Below are 16,222 nucleotides of genomic sequence, written 5' to 3' on the forward strand. Positions count from 1 at the left end.
AAGCTAAGAAGGCCTATGACAAGGCTGTCAGTGATGGTCAAAAGGTCTTGGATGACAATAATGCCAGTCAAGCAGATGTCGACAAGGCAGCGAAGGCCATCGAAGATGCCAAGGGCAATCTTAACGGCATCGCCAACCTTCACCACGGCCAAGCCGTAGCTAAATCCAACCTCAACGACGACGCCGAAAAGGCAAAGCAAACTATCGACGCCCAACCTGACCTAACTCCTGAACAAAAACAGGCCGCCAAGGATGATGTAGATAAGGCTGCTAAGACGGCTAATGATGCAATTGATAAGGCAACTACTACTGATGATGTAGATAAGGCAACTAATGATGGCCTTACCAACATTGATAAAGCTGCTGCTAAGGCTGCTGTTCAAAATGCATTGAACGCTAAGACTGCGGAAATCAAGGATGCTTCTTCATTAACTAATGATGAACGGACTAACCTCGAACAAAAGGCACAGAAGTTTGCGGATGATGCCTTTGCTGCAATCGATGCTGCCAAGGATGTTCCAACTGTTGACGCTAGTCGTGACGAAGGTATTGCCAACATCAATGGTGTCGAAGTTCCAACTGCTTCTCCAGCTAAGAACGCTGCCAACCATGCGATTGATGATGCTTTGAAGGCGAAGATTGACGAAATCAATAAGGCTGATAACCTTACTGAACCGGAAAAGGATGCCTTGAAGAAGGAAGCCAATGACCGGGCAGATAAGGCTAAGGATAATATCGCTAAGGCAACAACTGATGCGGATGTTACAAAGGCTACTACTGATGGTGTTAACGATATCGCTGATGTAAAGGTACCTAGCCTTGAAGATGCTAAGAAGAACGCAATTGATATCATCAATGACACCTTGAAGCAAAAGAATGTTGAAATTGACGGTGCTACTAACTTGACTGATCCTGAAAAGGACGCCTTGAAGAAGGAAGCCAAGGACGCTGCCGATGATGCTATTAGCAAGATCAATGATGCTAAGACCAACGATGCAGTTAAGGAAGAACGTGACACTGGTGTGCAAAACATTGAAAACGTCACTATTCCAAGCCTTGACGATGCTAAGAGCGATGCTGCTAAGGTAATCGACCAAGTACTTGCTGAAAAGACGGTTGAAATTAACAAGGCCGACCACTTATCCGATGGTGAAAAGAATGCTTTGATTAAGAAAGCTACTGACTTTGCTAATGATGCCAAGGACAAGATCAATAAGGCTACGACTAACGATGCGGTTAAGAATGCCGAAACAAAGGGTGTTCAAGATATCCTCGGTGTGAAAGTTCCAGGTCTTAATGACCACAAGAAGAACGCAATCGATGCTCTTGACGCTGCTAAGAAGGACAAGAACACTGAAATCGATAACGCTAGTCACTTGAATGCTGCTGAGAAGGATGCTCTTAAGAAGCAGGTTGAGGATGAATACACCAAGGCCGTTGCTAATGTTAACAACGCTAAGACGGATGATGCGGTTGATGCTGCCCGTGACACCGGTGTTCAAGCAATCCTTGGTATTAAGATTCCTGGCCTCAAGGATGCACAGCAAAATGCTACTGATGCTGTCAACCAAGTTCGCAACGTTAAGAAGGAAGCTATCGACAACGCTAAGAACTTAACTGACAGTCAAAAGGATACCCTGAAGAAGCAAGTTGATGATATTGCCGATGACGCAATCAACAATATTAACAATGCGAAGACTGATGATGAAGCTAAGGACGCTGAAACTACTGGCATTGATAATATTCTTAACCTAGTAATTCCAAGCTTAGATGATGCCAAGAGTGATGCTAAGCAAGCAGTTACTGATGCCTTGAATGCTAAGACTGCGGAAATCAATGGTGCTACTTACCTTACTAACGATAAGAAGCAAGCACTATTAGATGAAGCAAACAAGGATGCCGAGACTGCATACAAGAACATTGATGCAGCAACGACTAATCATGCTGCTGATGATGCTGCCAAGGATGGTGTTCAAACGATTCTTAACATCAAGGTGCCAAGTCTTGCTAGTGTTCAACAAGATGCCATCGATGCAATTAATGAAGAGTTAGCTAATAAGAAGGCACAAATTAATGCTGCTAACATTAGTGATACTACTAAGGACGCCTTAATTAAGGAAGCTACTGATGCTGCTAATAAGGCAATCGCGGCGGTAAAGACTGCAGCAACTGCTAGTGAAATTAGTAGTTTAGCTGATGATGGTATTACCACCATCAAGAACATTAACCCAGCTCTTCAAACCGCTAAGGACAACGCAATTAAGGCCATTGACGATGCCCTTAACGCTAAGAAAGCCGAGATTGATGCCGCTAACCTTACCTCAGCAGAAGAAAATGAATTAACGAACCAGGCTCAGACTGCTGCCGATACTGCTAAGGAAGAAATCAACGCTGCTAATACTGAAGAAGCAGTTGCTGATGCTCAAAGTCGCGGTGTTGCTGCAATCGAAGCCATCGAAGTTCCTACTGCTAGTCAAGACCAAACTGATGACAACACGTCTGCAACTGACACTACTGAAAATAACAGTAGTGAAGGTAAGCAAGAAGTAAGTCAAAACAGTAATACTCAAGGCAACCATCAAAAGGTAACGAAGAGTGTTGCTAATACCCACAATGGTCAAAAGACGACGAATGCTAATAAGCAAGCAACCTTACCACAGACTGGTAATGAAGCTAACCGGGGTATGAGCCTTGCCGGATTAGCAGTTGCTGGACTTGTTGGTCTAGTCGGACTTGCTGCCAAGTTTGGTAAGAAGAACTTCTAATGTCGGTTTATTTGAGGGCGGTAAATACCGCTAGATAGTAAAATACCTCAGAGTGAAAAAACTAATCACTCTGGGGTATTTTATTTAAATAATTTTATAAAAATATTTATGCTTTTTGTTTGATTTAGTAATAAAATATCTGTTACGATTACCGTGATGATTAATATCTGAGAAGATGAGCTCATATAAGGAACAGCTATTAAATTCATCGGTTTTATAAAAAAAGAGATGTGAGGTTAACGTATTTTGTTTTCTAGTGGGTAATAGACCCCTGAACTGAAAAAGAGGTTTTTCCAATGCAAAAATTAGAGCAATTAATAGACAAGAACTTTGTTGAAACTACTCGTGGGAAAGTAGCAAACTATATCCCGGCATTGGCAGTTGTTGATCCACAGCAGTTGGGAATAACTGTTTATGATACAGAAGAAGATCAAATCGGAACTGCTGGAATGGCTGGAACACGTTTTGCAATTGAAAGTATCGCCAAAGTGGTTACGTTAATTCTGGCGATTAAACGTTTAGGGCGACAGAATGTTCTTGCAAAGTTAGATGATGGATCAGTAAATTTTAGTTTGAGTTCAGCACTATTGAATAGCCAATTAAATGTCCACGGACAAGTTAATTACCTTAATAATTCTTCTGCTTTAATAACGACGGCGATGATTGACCAGTTAATGGGACAAAACAGTTTTAATGCCCTATTAGGCTTTTGTCGTGAAATCTGTAATGATCCTTGTATTAGTTTAAATGAGCGCCTATTTCGATCAGCAATTATGAATGATAAAGATATCCATTCTTTGGCTTATTATCTAAGGGACAAGGGCATTTTACAGACGGTCGATCAAACATTGATTACTTATTTTATGCAGAGTTCGATAATGGTGACAACACAAAGTTTGGCTAATTTAGGAGCGGTTCTGGCAAATGATGGAATTAAGCCTTGGGATAATATCCGGCTTATTAGTCATGAAGATAATGAACTGGTGAAGACTTTGATGACGACTGTTGGCTCATTTGAAGAGTCAAAAGAATACACAATTAAAATTGGACTACCGATAAAAAGTGGAACTGGCGGTGGCTTATTGGCTTGTGCCCCGCATAAATGTGGAATTGGCGTCTTCAGTCCAGCTTTAGATCAGCATGGTAACAGCATTGCTGGAATGAGCTTATTAAATGATGTTGTAAGCCAATTAAACTTAGTAGTCTCATAATTATACATTGGTTAACTAATACTTCTATGAGTAAATAGGAAGAGGCCCACGGGAAAATCATGTTTTTCTCGTGAGCCTCATTCTTTTAGTGAAGTTGTTGTTTAAATTTTTGTAAGTTGTCAGTCGTTGGGTTTAGGTTGGCCCATTCTGGTGACAAGAACTTACGATTAATTTGGTAATGCGGTTGCGGTTGTTTTGTTGAAATAAAGTCATTAGCGGCTTTATCGACTTTAACCCAGCCGGCCCAACCGATATGAATAGTATCTTCCATAAAGCCAGGCTTATTACCATCGTGAGATAGATCCAGGACATGGTTAAATCCTTGCTGCCGTAGTTGGAATTTAATCTTCTCAACTGAACGATAGTACATATCCATATCCATGCCGGTATAGGCTTCCCACTTAGCGTTAACTGGCGGGATAATAAAGAGAACATTGGAATTAGTGTTCTTAAATTGATTAAGAACCACCTCTAAGTCGCCATATTCAGGTGACCTAGTATAATCAAAGTTTCTTTGTGATCCCTTAGTTTTTGCTAAATTATGCTTAACACGCTTGGTGTAAAAGTTGTTTTGAATTCCAAAACGGTTATTATCAGTTTGGCGTGCTGCTTCACTCATTGCATCATCATATAAACGGTTATAGTTATAATGCTTGGGTAATTTTGCCACGTTCGGAAGAATATGCTTGCCATAATTATTATTTAATTGGAAGCCAGAAAAGATTACATCTTCGTGAACGAGCAGGTTTAGCCGAAAGCGGATAATTCCCATATCAAAACTGCTTAGTGCTTTACCTGCAGCAATTTTTTTCGCGTATGATGATACTGTACCATCATTACCAAGCATGGTAACTAACCGTTTTGCCACATAGCGGTCATAAGGGGAATGCGGATTAGCTGTTTTAAGCCAATTAAGGTTTGCAAGTTCACCATTATAATATTTAAAAGCAGGTGGCTGAACACCTTGCTTGGTAAACCACTGTGGAGAAATGATGTAGACGGCCTTGTTATTGGTCATCTGAGTTTCCATTGAGTTGATATTAAAGAACTGTGGAAGAGATTGTGTCCCCCGTGAACCAAAGAGGAACGGGGTGTAATTATGGTAACGGGCAGCCATTACAGATGGATGAAAACGGTCCATCCGACGCAACTCACTAGATCCAAAAAAGGGAACGTAGTGGGTATGCTTATCGCTAAGTGCTTGTTGTTTAATTGATTGGTTTTTGAAAACAACAGGACTTAATGATACTGCAGCTTTATGTTCAATCGCCGCTGAGTGCTTTTTACTAATCGGCAGTGAAAACAAAAGAACTACTAATAGACAAGCGACAATCAGCGGGCCAAAGATTGACCACAGCTTTTTGCCATTATGCATTTTGGAGCTCCTTTACGCGTTCTTCTATTTTTTCGATAGTATCCCATTGACTGCGGTCAAATTCTGAAACTGGTACTTGAACGTCAAAGGCATCTTGGAGGCCAAGTAAGAGACTAACAGTAGCCATTGAGTCTAATAAACCACTTTCGAAAAGGTTTTGACTTGGGTCACTGAAATCAGCAGCGTCCCGACCAGTTGCATCAGCTAAAATAGTAATAATTTGTTCTTGCATAATTAAGTCCTCCTAAAATTATTTAAATAAGTAAGTGTCCAAGAAACCACTAAAGATTAAGAATGTAAACATTACAAAGTTAAAGGTAACAAAAATTGCAACTCCAGTGGTGAATTTATTATGTGGTAGGTTTTTGAGTTTCTTACGTTTGAAGTGCAGCCACCAATCATTGGCAACAAGGGCTAGACCATGTAAGAAACCATACAAGATATAGTACCACGTAATTCCGTGCCAAAAACCCATTAATAACATATTAAGCATATAGGCGGTAGATGACAAGGCATTACGATTTTTAAACCACCGTTTCTTAGTTGCCAAAAAGACAAAGCGCATGAAAATGTAGTCACGGAACCAGAATGAAAGGCTGATGTGCCATCGGTTCCAGAACTCTTTAATATTTTTTGATTTGAATGGTTGCTTAAAGTTCATTGGGGTCCGAACGCCCATGAAGTAACTAATTGCTACCGCAAATAGTGAGTAACCAGCAAAGTCAAAGAATAAGTAGAAACCATACGTGTACATTACCCCGATCAGATTCCACGAAGGGAAGGAAGGATCAGCTAACGCAGCACGTTCAAAGAATGGGTAAAAGCGCTGTCCAAAGAAGTAACCAATAACGAATTTATACAGGAATCCAAGGAAAAGGTAGAAGAAACCGGTATTAACAAGATTCAAGTATTCTTCCTTAGTCGGTACCTTCTTATAATCCTTTTCAAATCGCCGGTAACGATCAATTGGTCCAGAAGTAATGGTTGGCATAAACAGGATAAAGCGGATGAACTTCCATGGCGAAATTTCCTTAATCATTCCGTCACGGGTCTCAATCACGGTTCCAACTGCTCGGAACGTTAGGTAACTAATGCCAAGAAAACCAAGTAATGAGTTATGACCAAGCATTGCGGGTGATAATTTGACAATCACGATCGGTAAGATTGAGAGGGCAGCGGCAAGATAGAACACGCCGCTTGAATTATTCTTTTGACGGTAACGGTGATAAATCATCACTAAAAGTGTTTGGTAGATAACATACCCAATTAGTGAAATTCCCTGTTGCCAGCTTGATCCATCGAACATTAAAAAGATAAAGATAAAACTGATTAATGCTTCGTACCAGCTAAACCTTTTTCCAAAATAAAGGCCGATACCCAACGGTAAAATAGCAAGAAGTAAGTAGATAAAGTATACCGGAGTACCATATGCACTATAGTTTGGAAGATTTGAAATCCATTCAAGCATTTACTTGTTAGCCTCAGCAATCATTTGTTTAACTGCAATCTTGCCATTTGCAGACATTGGGAATGAATCACGGTAGATGAACTGGGTTGGCATCATGTAAGGCATGATCAGCCCGTCAAGGCTTTCACGAATTTGCTTTGTCAAACCAGCCTCATCGTCCGTTGCTTCTTTAGGAATTACATAGGCAATCAAGTGGGTGACCTTATGATCCTTATTATATTTAGGAACTGCCACCGCTTGCTTAATTAGCGGACTCTTTTCAAGACTTGCTCGTACTTCGTCAAGTTCGACACGGAATCCATGGAGCTTGATCTGGAAGTCCATGCGGCCCTTATGATGAAGAAGTCCATCGCTATCAAGAACACCGGCATCACCAGTTCGATAAGCAGGGACCCCGTCGATCTTAAAGAATGACTTAGCCGTCTTCTCAGGGTTGTTCATGTAGCCCCGTGCAACGCTATCACCGCTAATAATGATTTCACCTTGTTGACCAGGGGTAGTAATCTCTTTGTCACCATCCCAAATTGACAGTTTAACGCCAGGCTTAGCATAGCCGACCGGAAGGCGATCGTTATTTTCGATGATTTCAGGAGTGATTTCAATTCCTGAAACGGCAACGGTTGTTTCAGTCGGGCCATACGTATTAAATATTTTGGCATCTGGGAAGCGTTGATGAAGGGCCTTAGCGGTTTTGACGGTTAGTTCTTCACCACAGAATAAGAATGTCTTAAGGCTTGCCATCTTTTGCTGGTTAAACGCTGGACTAAGCATTAACATATCCGCAAATGATGGTGTCCCAACAAAAATTTCTAAGTCTAAATTAGGAAGGGCAGTAAACATCTGCCCGAAGTTCTCAACAACATTATGAGGGAGAGCTTTGATTGTTCCGCCGCTGAGAAGTGCTGGCAACCAATACATGTTTGACAGGTCAAATGAATATGGCGGCTGTCCGAGGAAGTTAGCGTGGCGCTTAAGCTTAAATTGGTCACCCAGCATCCAGTCAACGAAAGTCATAAAGTTGTCATGACTAACTTCAACCCCTTTTGGTGACCCCGTTGTGCCCGAAGTAAAAAGGACGTAGGCAAGTTCGCTACCGTCAATCATTGAGGAAGTAGTAAACGTTTTGGGGGTTGCAAGAATGTCGGCAAGCTTTTTATGGTCGACAATTGGTGCTTCAAACTGCAACTCATTTGTTGGAAAATCGTTAACTGCAATAATCATTGCCGGCTTGGCGGTATCTAAGATTGATTGCATTCGTGGGATAGCAGAATCATTTGAAACCGGAATATAAGTGTGCCCCGATTTTAATGCGGCTAAGAAGCTAATTATCATCTCGACCTGATGGTCACCGTATACTAGAATCGGGCTCCGATCAGGAAGAGATTGATCATTAAGCCAAGCTGCTAGTGCATCAACTGCCGCATGTAGGTCTGCATAACTAGTGGTCTTACCCATTTCGTCATATGCGATTCGGGTTGGGTTGTCTTTGACGATTTGTTCAAAGACGGTAATAATATTTTTACTCATTATATTATCTATTTCCTCCGCATTAGAATTCATTGTAGATAAATGGCTCTTGGCCTGCTCCATAATAACCGTAAAGGTATATCAGTAATAAGAGCACTACAAAGTAAAATAATGTTTTTAAGATGAATCGTAATGCAGGATGGCGTTGAATAATCTGAGCCATATTTCTCCTTCTCTCATCTTTATAATTTGTAATTGGCATACATATCAAGAATACCATTAATCGTGCATCTCGGCTAATAGAGTGAGGCACTTTCACCCTACTATAAAAAATTTAAGAGAAAATTAATGAAATGTTCTAAAATAAGAATGCTGATTGCCTTAAAATTATAACTTTTTCTTTGGTAATTGTAACTAGAAAAAGATAAATTTTTTATAACTAGATCATGATGAACTAATATTACAATAATTGCAAGAATAAACAATATTAGATAAGATTAAGCGGGAGATAGCAGTTGCAAAAGGAGACGAAGATAAATGATTAAGGGGATTGGAATCGACATAACAGAGATCGAACGAGTTAGAAAGGCTGCTGTTGCGCATTCCCGATTTATTCAACATGTCTTGACCACCGCGGAGCAAGAACAGTACGGGCAGTTTAGCAATCAGCGTGCGGTTGAATACCTAGCAGGACGGTGGTCATTAAAGGAGTCTTTTGCAAAGGCATATGGAACTGGGATTGGGACCAAGTTAGGCTTTCATGATATTGAGATTATTGATAATCAATATGGTGCACCCATTGTCACCAAGTCGCCGTATAATGGTAATGTTCATGCATCAGTGAGTCATACAGCATCCTTAGTGATGACAGAAGTAATTTTAGAAAGTGAGAATGAAAATGATTAATGGTCGTTTACGAGGCACGTCATTAGTAGTTGATTTAGCTGCCTTACAACATAATATCCAAGAACAAAAAAAGGCGTTACCAGCAAATAGCCGTATTTTAGCGGTGGTCAAGGCTAATGCTTATGGCAACGGACTGGTTCCGGTAGCTAATGCGGCATTGAATGGCGGGGCCAGCGGTTTATGCGTGGCAATCTTAGATGAAGCACTTGCATTGCGTGATAACGGGATTGCAGCAATGACGCTTGTTTTAGGAATTACGCCAGTTGAAAATGCTGTTATTGCAGCCAATGCAGGGATTTCGCTTACTGTTGGTTCATTAGATTGGTTAGAGCAGTATCATCAATTAGCGCAGGTAATAAAACCACAAAAACCGTTAAAGGTTCATCTGGGAGTTGATTCTGGAATGGGACGAATCGGGTTTACAGATATTGCAACCTTCCAGCAAGCAGTTGAATTATTGGAGAATCCTGAGTTTGAGTTTGAGGGGATGTTTACCCACTTTGCAACGGCTGACAGTCCTGATGATGCTTACTTTAAGCGCCAGGTTCAACAATGGCAGAAATATATTGATAGTATTGAAAATCTTCCGCCATATGTTCACATGGCTAATTCCGCAACTGGTTTATGGCATCAGGGTGTGATTACTGCCAACACGATTAGGATGGGGATTTCAATGTATGGGCAAAATCCATCTGGGCGTGATTTGAAGTTGACATTAGATTTACAACCTGTAAGTTCATTGGTATCTTCAATTGTTTTTGTAAAAAAGCTAAAAGCAGGCCGCTCTGTAAGCTACGGTGCGACGTATACAGCTGCTAAAGATGAGTGGCTTGCGACATTACCAATTGGCTATGCTGATGGATACCCGCGCTGCATGACTGGTTTCAAAGTTTTGGTTGATGGACAGTTTTGTGACATCGCAGGGCGAGTATGTATGGATCAAATGATGGTTAAGTTACCTAAATACTATCCAGTTGGTACTCCTGTCGTACTGATGGGCAAGTCGGGTGATAAAGAGATAACCGCCAATGACTTAGCAGAACAAGCTGGAACGATTAATTATGAAATCTTAACTAACATTAGTAATCGCGTGCACCGCGTATACCACTATAGTAACGATTAAGGAAGCGAAGGTAATGACAAAGCGAAAAGTAAAACGAGGTGACATATACTATGCTGATTTGTCCCCGGTGGTTGGTTCAGAACAAGGCGGAGTCCGTCCAGTACTAATCCTGCAAAATGATGTTGGCAATCATTATAGTCCGACCGTAATCGTTGCTGCTATTACGGCACAAATGCAGAAGAAAAAGATGCCAACGCATGTTCAATTAAAAGGAAAGTCATTACCATTAACACATGATTCAGTTATTTTACTAGAGCAGCTGCGGACCATTGACAAACAGCGGTTAAAGGATCGAATAGCCCATCTTTCCCCATCAACAATGGAGAAAGTAGATCATGCACTAACAATCAGCGTGGGGCTAAATGCTGCTTATGATGAAAATAAATGATTGACAAGAAATAATAAAACACGTATACTCACTGTTAAATTAACAACGGTTCTTTTAATGTAGCCCAGAGAGACTACAAAAGACAAAATAACAATATGGGATAGTGGACACACACTATCCAGATATCTTTTGTAAAGCTCTAGGACCATTAAAAGGGACTAGGGCTTTTTTGATGCTAAGGAGGATATCTTGTGAACGAGCAAAAGAATACAACAATTTTTAGTGTTCCAATGAAAAGTAGAAAGACCACTACTTGGGATATGTTTGCGACATGGGTCGGTGCCAATGCAAATAACGGAACGTGGTTTGTTGGCGGTGTACTGGCAGCCTGTGGATTTGCGGTCGCAATGAAAGTATTAGTTCTATCTTCCGCATTATCATATGTATTTTTAAGTTTAGTGGGATATATCGGATACAAAACCGGGGTGTCGACAATGAGCTTGAGCCGTGCATCATTCGGTGAACGGGGTAGCTATTTGCCATCATTGGTTAATATTACTCAGTTTATTGGGTGGACGGCCGTGAATACCTTTATCGCTGCCCAGTCGGTAAGCCTTTTATTCCATGACTTATTAGGGTGGCCGGTATGGGGCCAGCGTGGCGGTTACCTAGGATTGGTAGTTGGAATTATTATCATGAGTGTTCTTCATATTATCAGTGTGTCTAGTGGATCGCGTTCAGTACAAATGATTGAACGGTTAGGAATTATCCTTGTATTGGTTTTTGTGATTTGGGAATCGATTGCCGTGTTTAGGACGGTCTCCTTTGAACAAATCGTCAACTGGCATGTTCCTGCTCATTCTAAGATGGCAGTTGGGGCGGCAATTGACTATGTTGCTGCGTTCAACCTTGCTTGGGTAACTGCTGGTGCAGACTTTACCCGGTTTACTGCTAACGAAAAGAATGCAACGTTGACACCGTTTTGCGGGGCATTGCTCGGAGTAATCTGGTTTGCCTTTATTGGTTTAATTTCAACAATCAGTATTGCTGTTTCGTCGGGGGTATATAATGCTAATAACTCTGACCCATCGACAATCGCAAGCAAACTTGGCTTGGGGGTTGTGGCCTTATTAGTCATCATTTTGACCTCAATGACTGCTAATGCCGTAAACCTCTTAGCAGCAGGTTCAGCATTGTCGAACATTTTTACTAAATTAAAATTAAAGCATTCATTATGGATCGTCGTCCTACTCGCAACCCTCGTTACCTTTATTCCAATGTTTGTTGGGAGTTTTCTTAGTACTTTTGAATCCTTCCTTGATTATGTCGGAATGGTATTAGGACCAACGATTGCAATTATCTGTACGGATTTCTACTTCCGTGCGCACCGTCATTATGATATTGACCAGTTAGGAAAGGTCGGCGGTAAGTATTGGTACCACGGTGGGATCAACTGGGGTGCGATCATTGTGTTTATCGTGGGAATTAGTTTCTTCCTGGTTGTTCATAAGATGCCGATTTTTGTTAATACTATTGGGGCGACATTTATTGATATGATTTTGAGTGGTATCCTATATTATGGAGTAATGTCACTGGTTGACCGAAAGGAAGAATAATTATGTTATTAAAAAATGTGCATGTAGATAATCATCAGGAAATGGTAGACGTCCGGATCGTTAATGGTAAGTTTAAGGAAATTGGTCCTAATTTAACAGCGGCTACTAACGAACAAGTAATTGATGGTCAGGGCAATTTATTATTACCGCCATTTGTTGACTCGCATGTTCATTTAGATGCGACACTGACAGCTGGTCAGCCAGAATGGAATGAATCTGGCACGCTATTTGATGGTATCCGGATTTGGAGTGAACGTAAGCAGGACTTGACTAAGGAAGACGTGAAGAAGCGGGCAAAAAAGACCCTGCTAAATATGGTTGGTCACGGAATTCAACACGTTCGAAGCCATGTTGACGTAACAGATCCACATTTGATCGCTGCCCAGGCCCTGCTTGAATTACGCGAAGAGTTGAAGGACCAGATTGACCTTCAATTAGTTGCCTTCCCCCAAGAAGGAATCCTCAGTTATCCTCATGGTCGTGAATTAATGGAACAAGCGGTTAAAGAAGGCCTTGATGTTGTCGGTGGAATTCCGCACTTTGAATTTACAACGGAATATGGCTGGGAATCGGTCCACTTCCTTATGGCCTTAGCAGACAAGTATGACCGGCTAGTTGATGTTCACTGTGATGAAATTGATGACCCTGCTTCACGGAATCTTGAAGTTCTCGCAACAGAAGCTTATGAGCGGGGGATGAAAGACCGGGTCACCGCCAGTCATACAACGGCAATGGGTTCGTATAATAATGCATATACCTATAAGCTTTTCCGCTTGTTGAAGATGAGTGACATTAATTTTGTTTCTAACCCCTTAGTTAATGTTCACCTTGGCGGACGGTTTGATACCTATCCAAAACGGCGAGGAGTTACCCGGATTAAGGAATTAGACAATGCCGGAATCAACGTTTCATTTGGTGAAGACGATGTTCGAGACCCGTGGAACCCGCTTGGTAATGGAAATATGCTTGATGTGGTTACAATGGGAGTTTATATTGCCCACTTAATGGGTTACCACCAGCTGCAAGACGCCTTTAAGTATGTTACATATAATGGCGCGAAGACTCTCCATATTACGGATAATTATGGAATTGAAGTTGGCAAGCCAGCTAACTGCATCTTATTAAATGCGGCGGACTTCTATAATGCCCTCAACAAACATGTGGAAGTTCTTTATAATATTCGTCACGGTAAAGTATTAGCAGAGACTAAACCAGCGGAAACTAAAATTAATATTAAATAAAATTAAAAAAATCTAATAATTTGCATTGACAAAGTAGCCGTTAGCAGTTATATTATTTCCAACAATTAAATTTAGATGAGAAAAACAAAGACGGAAATAATGACTAATTATTAAGTTCAGAGAGCTAGCGGGTGGTGTGAGCTAGTCATGGTAATTAGGAGTTAATCATTCCCGAGTTACCGGCTGAAGATTAGTAGGCGCAGGTTGGCTACCATCCATTATCTTGGTCACAAATGTTTGTTTGTGGATGAGGGGACCAATGTTAAGTTGGTCAACGTAGGATGGTACCGCGCAGAAGCGTTCTTACTGTTGCATGATTGCAGCGTAAGGACGTTTTTTTCTTTCTAGATTTATAACTAATTTTGGAGGTAATGATTATGACTAAATTAACCGCAAAACAAGAAGAATTCGCTAAGGCACTTTTTAAGGCTTATGATACTAACACCCCACTAAACGAAGAGGATTGGCAGGGAGTAGTAAAAGACGATGACACCGCCTATGCTGTTCAAGATGAAGTTGTAAAGTTAAAAGGAAAGCCGACTGCCGGCTACAAGGTATCATTGACGAGTAAGGAAACGCAGGACATGTTTGATGCGGACTCACCATTGTATGGTCAACAGGTTGCTGAAAGATTTTTACAAGCACCAGCAGATGTTGAATTAAAGGACTTGAATGAACCGCTGTTAGAAGTTGAATTAGCATTTCGGGCAAAGGAGGACTTAAAGCCAACCGATTCGTTAGATGACTTATTCCATAAGGTGACGGTTGCTGGTGATTTAGAGCTACCTGACGCCCGTTTCGTTGACTGGTTCCCCGACTTAGGTAAGTACAACGTAATGTCAGATTGTGCTGTTGGCGGATTGGTAGTTTATGGTGAAGAACGGGATGCAGATCAGGCCTTTGATCGTGTTGATGATGCAGCTAATGTTCACGCGGTATTGTACAAGGACGGGGAAAAACTAAAGGAAGGCGTGTCATCAGAAGTACTTGGCAACCCGTTCAAATCTCTTCAATGGTTAGTTCAAAAATTAGCAGACCAAGGAAAAACTTTTAAGAAAGGGCAAATGGTATCATCAGGAACATTCGTATTGCCACCTAAGTTGACTGCTGGTAAGTGGGAAGTGAAGTTTGACAATGGCTTCGGGGATGTTGTTGTAAATGCTAGGTAATTCCTGCTGCCATGAAAGGGGGGATGGATAATGAATGAAGCCGGTGAGCAATCACCATGCGATATTGATATTGTAGGTACTAAAAAAGCGGCTGACGAGCGTAGATAAAGCTTGTCAGTCGCTTTTATGATCAATAGCTTTGGTGTAAATCCTCAATTTCAGGAACTTCAAAGCCTTTTTTCTGTAGCCGTTTAACAATCCGTTCCATTTTTTCTTTTGTGATGTCAGCTGGTAAGGTATACAGTACCCGCTTCATTGTCTCATCTTCGGGGTCGAGGGAGATGACATTGACAATTTGGCAGAAACGGGTAATTTCCTTAGCGGCGGTTACTAGGGCACCCCGTTCATCGGGGGTAATGACTGTTAATACATAACTGCCATTATTGACATTCCAGCCGGCAGCCAGCATTCTTAAGAGACTGTTATGGGTTAGAATCCCATAGAATTGATTGTCATTATCTAATACGGCAATATATGGTAGATCACGGATGGCAAAGAAGATTGAGAAAAAAGCCGCATTGATTGAAATGAACTTTGTTGCATTCTTTAGGAGGGTTGTTACTGGCAGATTCATGTCGCCATTCCGCGACTTGTGACGGTAAAGGTGCATTTTGTAAATATTTCCCCGAAAAATTTTACCAGATTTATCTAGTACTGGGACACAACGGTAACCAGTATCTTCCAGTACAGTAAGTGCCTCGCTAAGGGTAGCTGTTTCTGGAAGTGTAGTTAAGGTCGATTTTGGTTTAATTAATGAATTAAAAATCATGTTTAACATCCTTTTCATCGATTAAGTGCATTCACTATAATAACACATTTTTATTAAAAAATTAGAAAAAGATTAGAGTATTTAAAATATCTTCAATCAAAATAGCGTGTGGAAAAAAGTAACATAAGGTATAATACTACTAATTAGTATGGATGCTGGACGGGAAAGCGACCGTGCAGCTTTTTTGCGTGAAAGGAATGAAAACGATGAAAATGATTGTTGGTTTAGGAAATATTGGTACGCGCTACGATGAAACTCGTCATAATACCGGGTTTATGATAGTTGATCAATTAGCACGGGATTATCATTTAGGAGCATTTACCCACTTAAAACAGGAAGCAGTGGCAGTTAACGGCGTAATTAATGGTGAAAAAGTAATGTTGGTTAAGCCAACGACATTTATGAATGACTCTGGACGGGCGGTTGGACCGTTAGTCGATTATTATGATCTTGATTTAGACGACTTAGTGATTGTTAATGATGATTTAGATATGCCGGTTGGGAAGATCCGCCTAAAAACTCATGGTGCATCGGGCGGCCATAATGGATTAAAGAGTATTATTAACGCATTAGGAACGAAAAATTTCAATCGGGTTAAAGTCGGAATCGACCATCCCCAACATGGGACAGTGGTGAGTCACGTATTAGGAAAATTTACCAAAGATGAACGCCCACAATTTGATCAAGCAGTGCTGCAAGCAGAACATGCACTAGAAGACTGGATTAATGGTGAAGATTTTACCCAATTAATGAACGTATACAATTAACAAAGAAGGGAGAAGTT

15 protein-coding genes and 1 other annotated feature are annotated in these 16,222 nt (G+C 41.0%); of the genes, 9 read left to right on the top strand and 6 right to left on the bottom strand.

The window, feature by feature from the left end:
• Both H5S39_RS06950 and H5S39_RS06955 read left to right on the top strand, forming a co-directional pair.
• The coding region (locus H5S39_RS06950) for a DUF1542 domain-containing protein (RefSeq protein ID WP_182596414.1) at positions 1 to 2,765 on the top strand (2,765 nt) is incomplete at its 5' end.
• A 296-nt stretch (positions 2,766 to 3,061) separates the two neighbouring features.
• On the top strand, positions 3,062 to 3,976 hold the full coding sequence (locus H5S39_RS06955; protein ID WP_182596415.1) for a glutaminase: 915 nt from the start codon (positions 3,062 to 3,064) through the stop codon (positions 3,974 to 3,976).
• Between the two features lie 85 nt (positions 3,977 to 4,061).
• On the opposite strand, the gene dltD is transcribed toward H5S39_RS06955, so the two are convergent.
• Genes dltD through dltX form a run of 5 tightly spaced genes read right to left on the bottom strand, consistent with a single transcriptional unit; the run spans position 4,062 to position 8,509 of the window.
• Complete coding sequence (gene dltD, locus H5S39_RS06960; protein WP_182596416.1) at positions 4,062 to 5,351, bottom strand: D-alanyl-lipoteichoic acid biosynthesis protein DltD; 1,290 nt, start codon at positions 5,349 to 5,351, stop codon at positions 4,062 to 4,064.
• The gene (gene dltC / locus H5S39_RS06965) at positions 5,344 to 5,583 is read right to left on the bottom strand and encodes a D-alanine--poly(phosphoribitol) ligase subunit DltC (protein ID WP_182596417.1); all 240 of its coding nucleotides are present in this window, start codon (positions 5,581 to 5,583) and stop codon (positions 5,344 to 5,346) included. The genes dltD and dltC overlap by 8 nt, the downstream gene beginning before the upstream one ends.
• Before the next feature lie 18 nt (positions 5,584 to 5,601).
• Entirely contained in the window at positions 5,602 to 6,819 is a 1,218-nt protein-coding gene (dltB, locus tag H5S39_RS06970) for a D-alanyl-lipoteichoic acid biosynthesis protein DltB (RefSeq protein WP_182596418.1), read from the bottom strand.
• The gene (dltA, locus tag H5S39_RS06975; protein WP_182596419.1) at positions 6,820 to 8,346 is read right to left on the bottom strand and encodes a D-alanine--poly(phosphoribitol) ligase subunit DltA; all 1,527 of its coding nucleotides are present in this window, start codon (positions 8,344 to 8,346) and stop codon (positions 6,820 to 6,822) included.
• Between the two features lie 22 nt (positions 8,347 to 8,368).
• Positions 8,369 to 8,509, bottom strand: a complete 141-nt coding sequence (gene dltX, locus H5S39_RS06980) for a teichoic acid D-Ala incorporation-associated protein DltX (protein ID WP_003665629.1) — start codon at positions 8,507 to 8,509, stop codon at positions 8,369 to 8,371.
• A 314-nt stretch (positions 8,510 to 8,823) separates the two neighbouring features.
• Here dltX and acpS point away from each other — a divergent pair, with 314 nt between their 5' ends.
• The 6 genes from acpS to H5S39_RS07010 all read left to right on the top strand — a co-directional run bounded on the left by acpS (position 8,824) and on the right by H5S39_RS07010 (position 14,669).
• Positions 8,824 to 9,192 carry a holo-ACP synthase gene (gene acpS / locus H5S39_RS06985; RefSeq protein WP_182596420.1) on the top strand — a complete coding sequence of 123 codons (369 nt, stop codon included), beginning with the start codon at positions 8,824 to 8,826 and terminating at the stop codon, positions 9,190 to 9,192.
• On the top strand, positions 9,185 to 10,315 hold the full coding sequence (alr, locus tag H5S39_RS06990; RefSeq protein WP_182596436.1) for an alanine racemase: 1,131 nt from the start codon (positions 9,185 to 9,187) through the stop codon (positions 10,313 to 10,315). The genes acpS and alr overlap by 8 nt, the downstream gene beginning before the upstream one ends.
• A 13-nt stretch (positions 10,316 to 10,328) precedes the next feature.
• Complete coding sequence (locus H5S39_RS06995) at positions 10,329 to 10,703, top strand: type II toxin-antitoxin system PemK/MazF family toxin (protein WP_182596421.1); 375 nt, start codon at positions 10,329 to 10,331, stop codon at positions 10,701 to 10,703.
• Between the two features lie 191 nt (positions 10,704 to 10,894).
• Positions 10,895 to 12,259 carry a cytosine permease gene (locus H5S39_RS07000; protein ID WP_182596422.1) on the top strand — a complete coding sequence of 455 codons (1,365 nt, stop codon included), beginning with the start codon at positions 10,895 to 10,897 and terminating at the stop codon, positions 12,257 to 12,259.
• A 2-nt stretch (positions 12,260 to 12,261) separates the two neighbouring features.
• Positions 12,262 to 13,500, top strand: a complete 1,239-nt coding sequence (gene codA, locus H5S39_RS07005) for a cytosine deaminase (protein ID WP_182596423.1) — start codon at positions 12,262 to 12,264, stop codon at positions 13,498 to 13,500.
• A 78-nt stretch (positions 13,501 to 13,578) separates the two neighbouring features.
• Positions 13,579 to 13,808, top strand: a binding site (T-box leader).
• Between the two features lie 69 nt (positions 13,809 to 13,877).
• Positions 13,878 to 14,669: a 2-keto-4-pentenoate hydratase gene (locus H5S39_RS07010; protein WP_182596424.1), complete on the top strand. Its 792-nt coding sequence runs from the start codon at positions 13,878 to 13,880 to the stop codon at positions 14,667 to 14,669.
• Positions 14,670 to 14,799: 130 nt separating this feature from the next.
• Here the strand turns inward: H5S39_RS07010 and cbpA are convergent, their stop codons facing one another.
• A complete protein-coding gene (gene cbpA / locus H5S39_RS07015) occupies positions 14,800 to 15,438 on the bottom strand; it encodes a cyclic di-AMP binding protein CbpA (RefSeq protein WP_182596425.1) in 639 nt (212 codons plus the stop codon).
• 206 nt (positions 15,439 to 15,644) lie between these two features.
• On the opposite strand from cbpA, the gene pth reads away from it, so the two are divergent.
• Positions 15,645 to 16,205, top strand: a complete 561-nt coding sequence (gene pth, locus H5S39_RS07020) for an aminoacyl-tRNA hydrolase (protein WP_182596426.1) — start codon at positions 15,645 to 15,647, stop codon at positions 16,203 to 16,205.
• Positions 16,206 to 16,222: the final 17 nt, after the last annotated feature.

This window comes from Limosilactobacillus rudii, assembly GCF_014145455.1.
In the GTDB taxonomy this organism is placed as follows: Bacteria; Bacillota; Bacilli; order Lactobacillales; family Lactobacillaceae; genus Limosilactobacillus; species Limosilactobacillus rudii.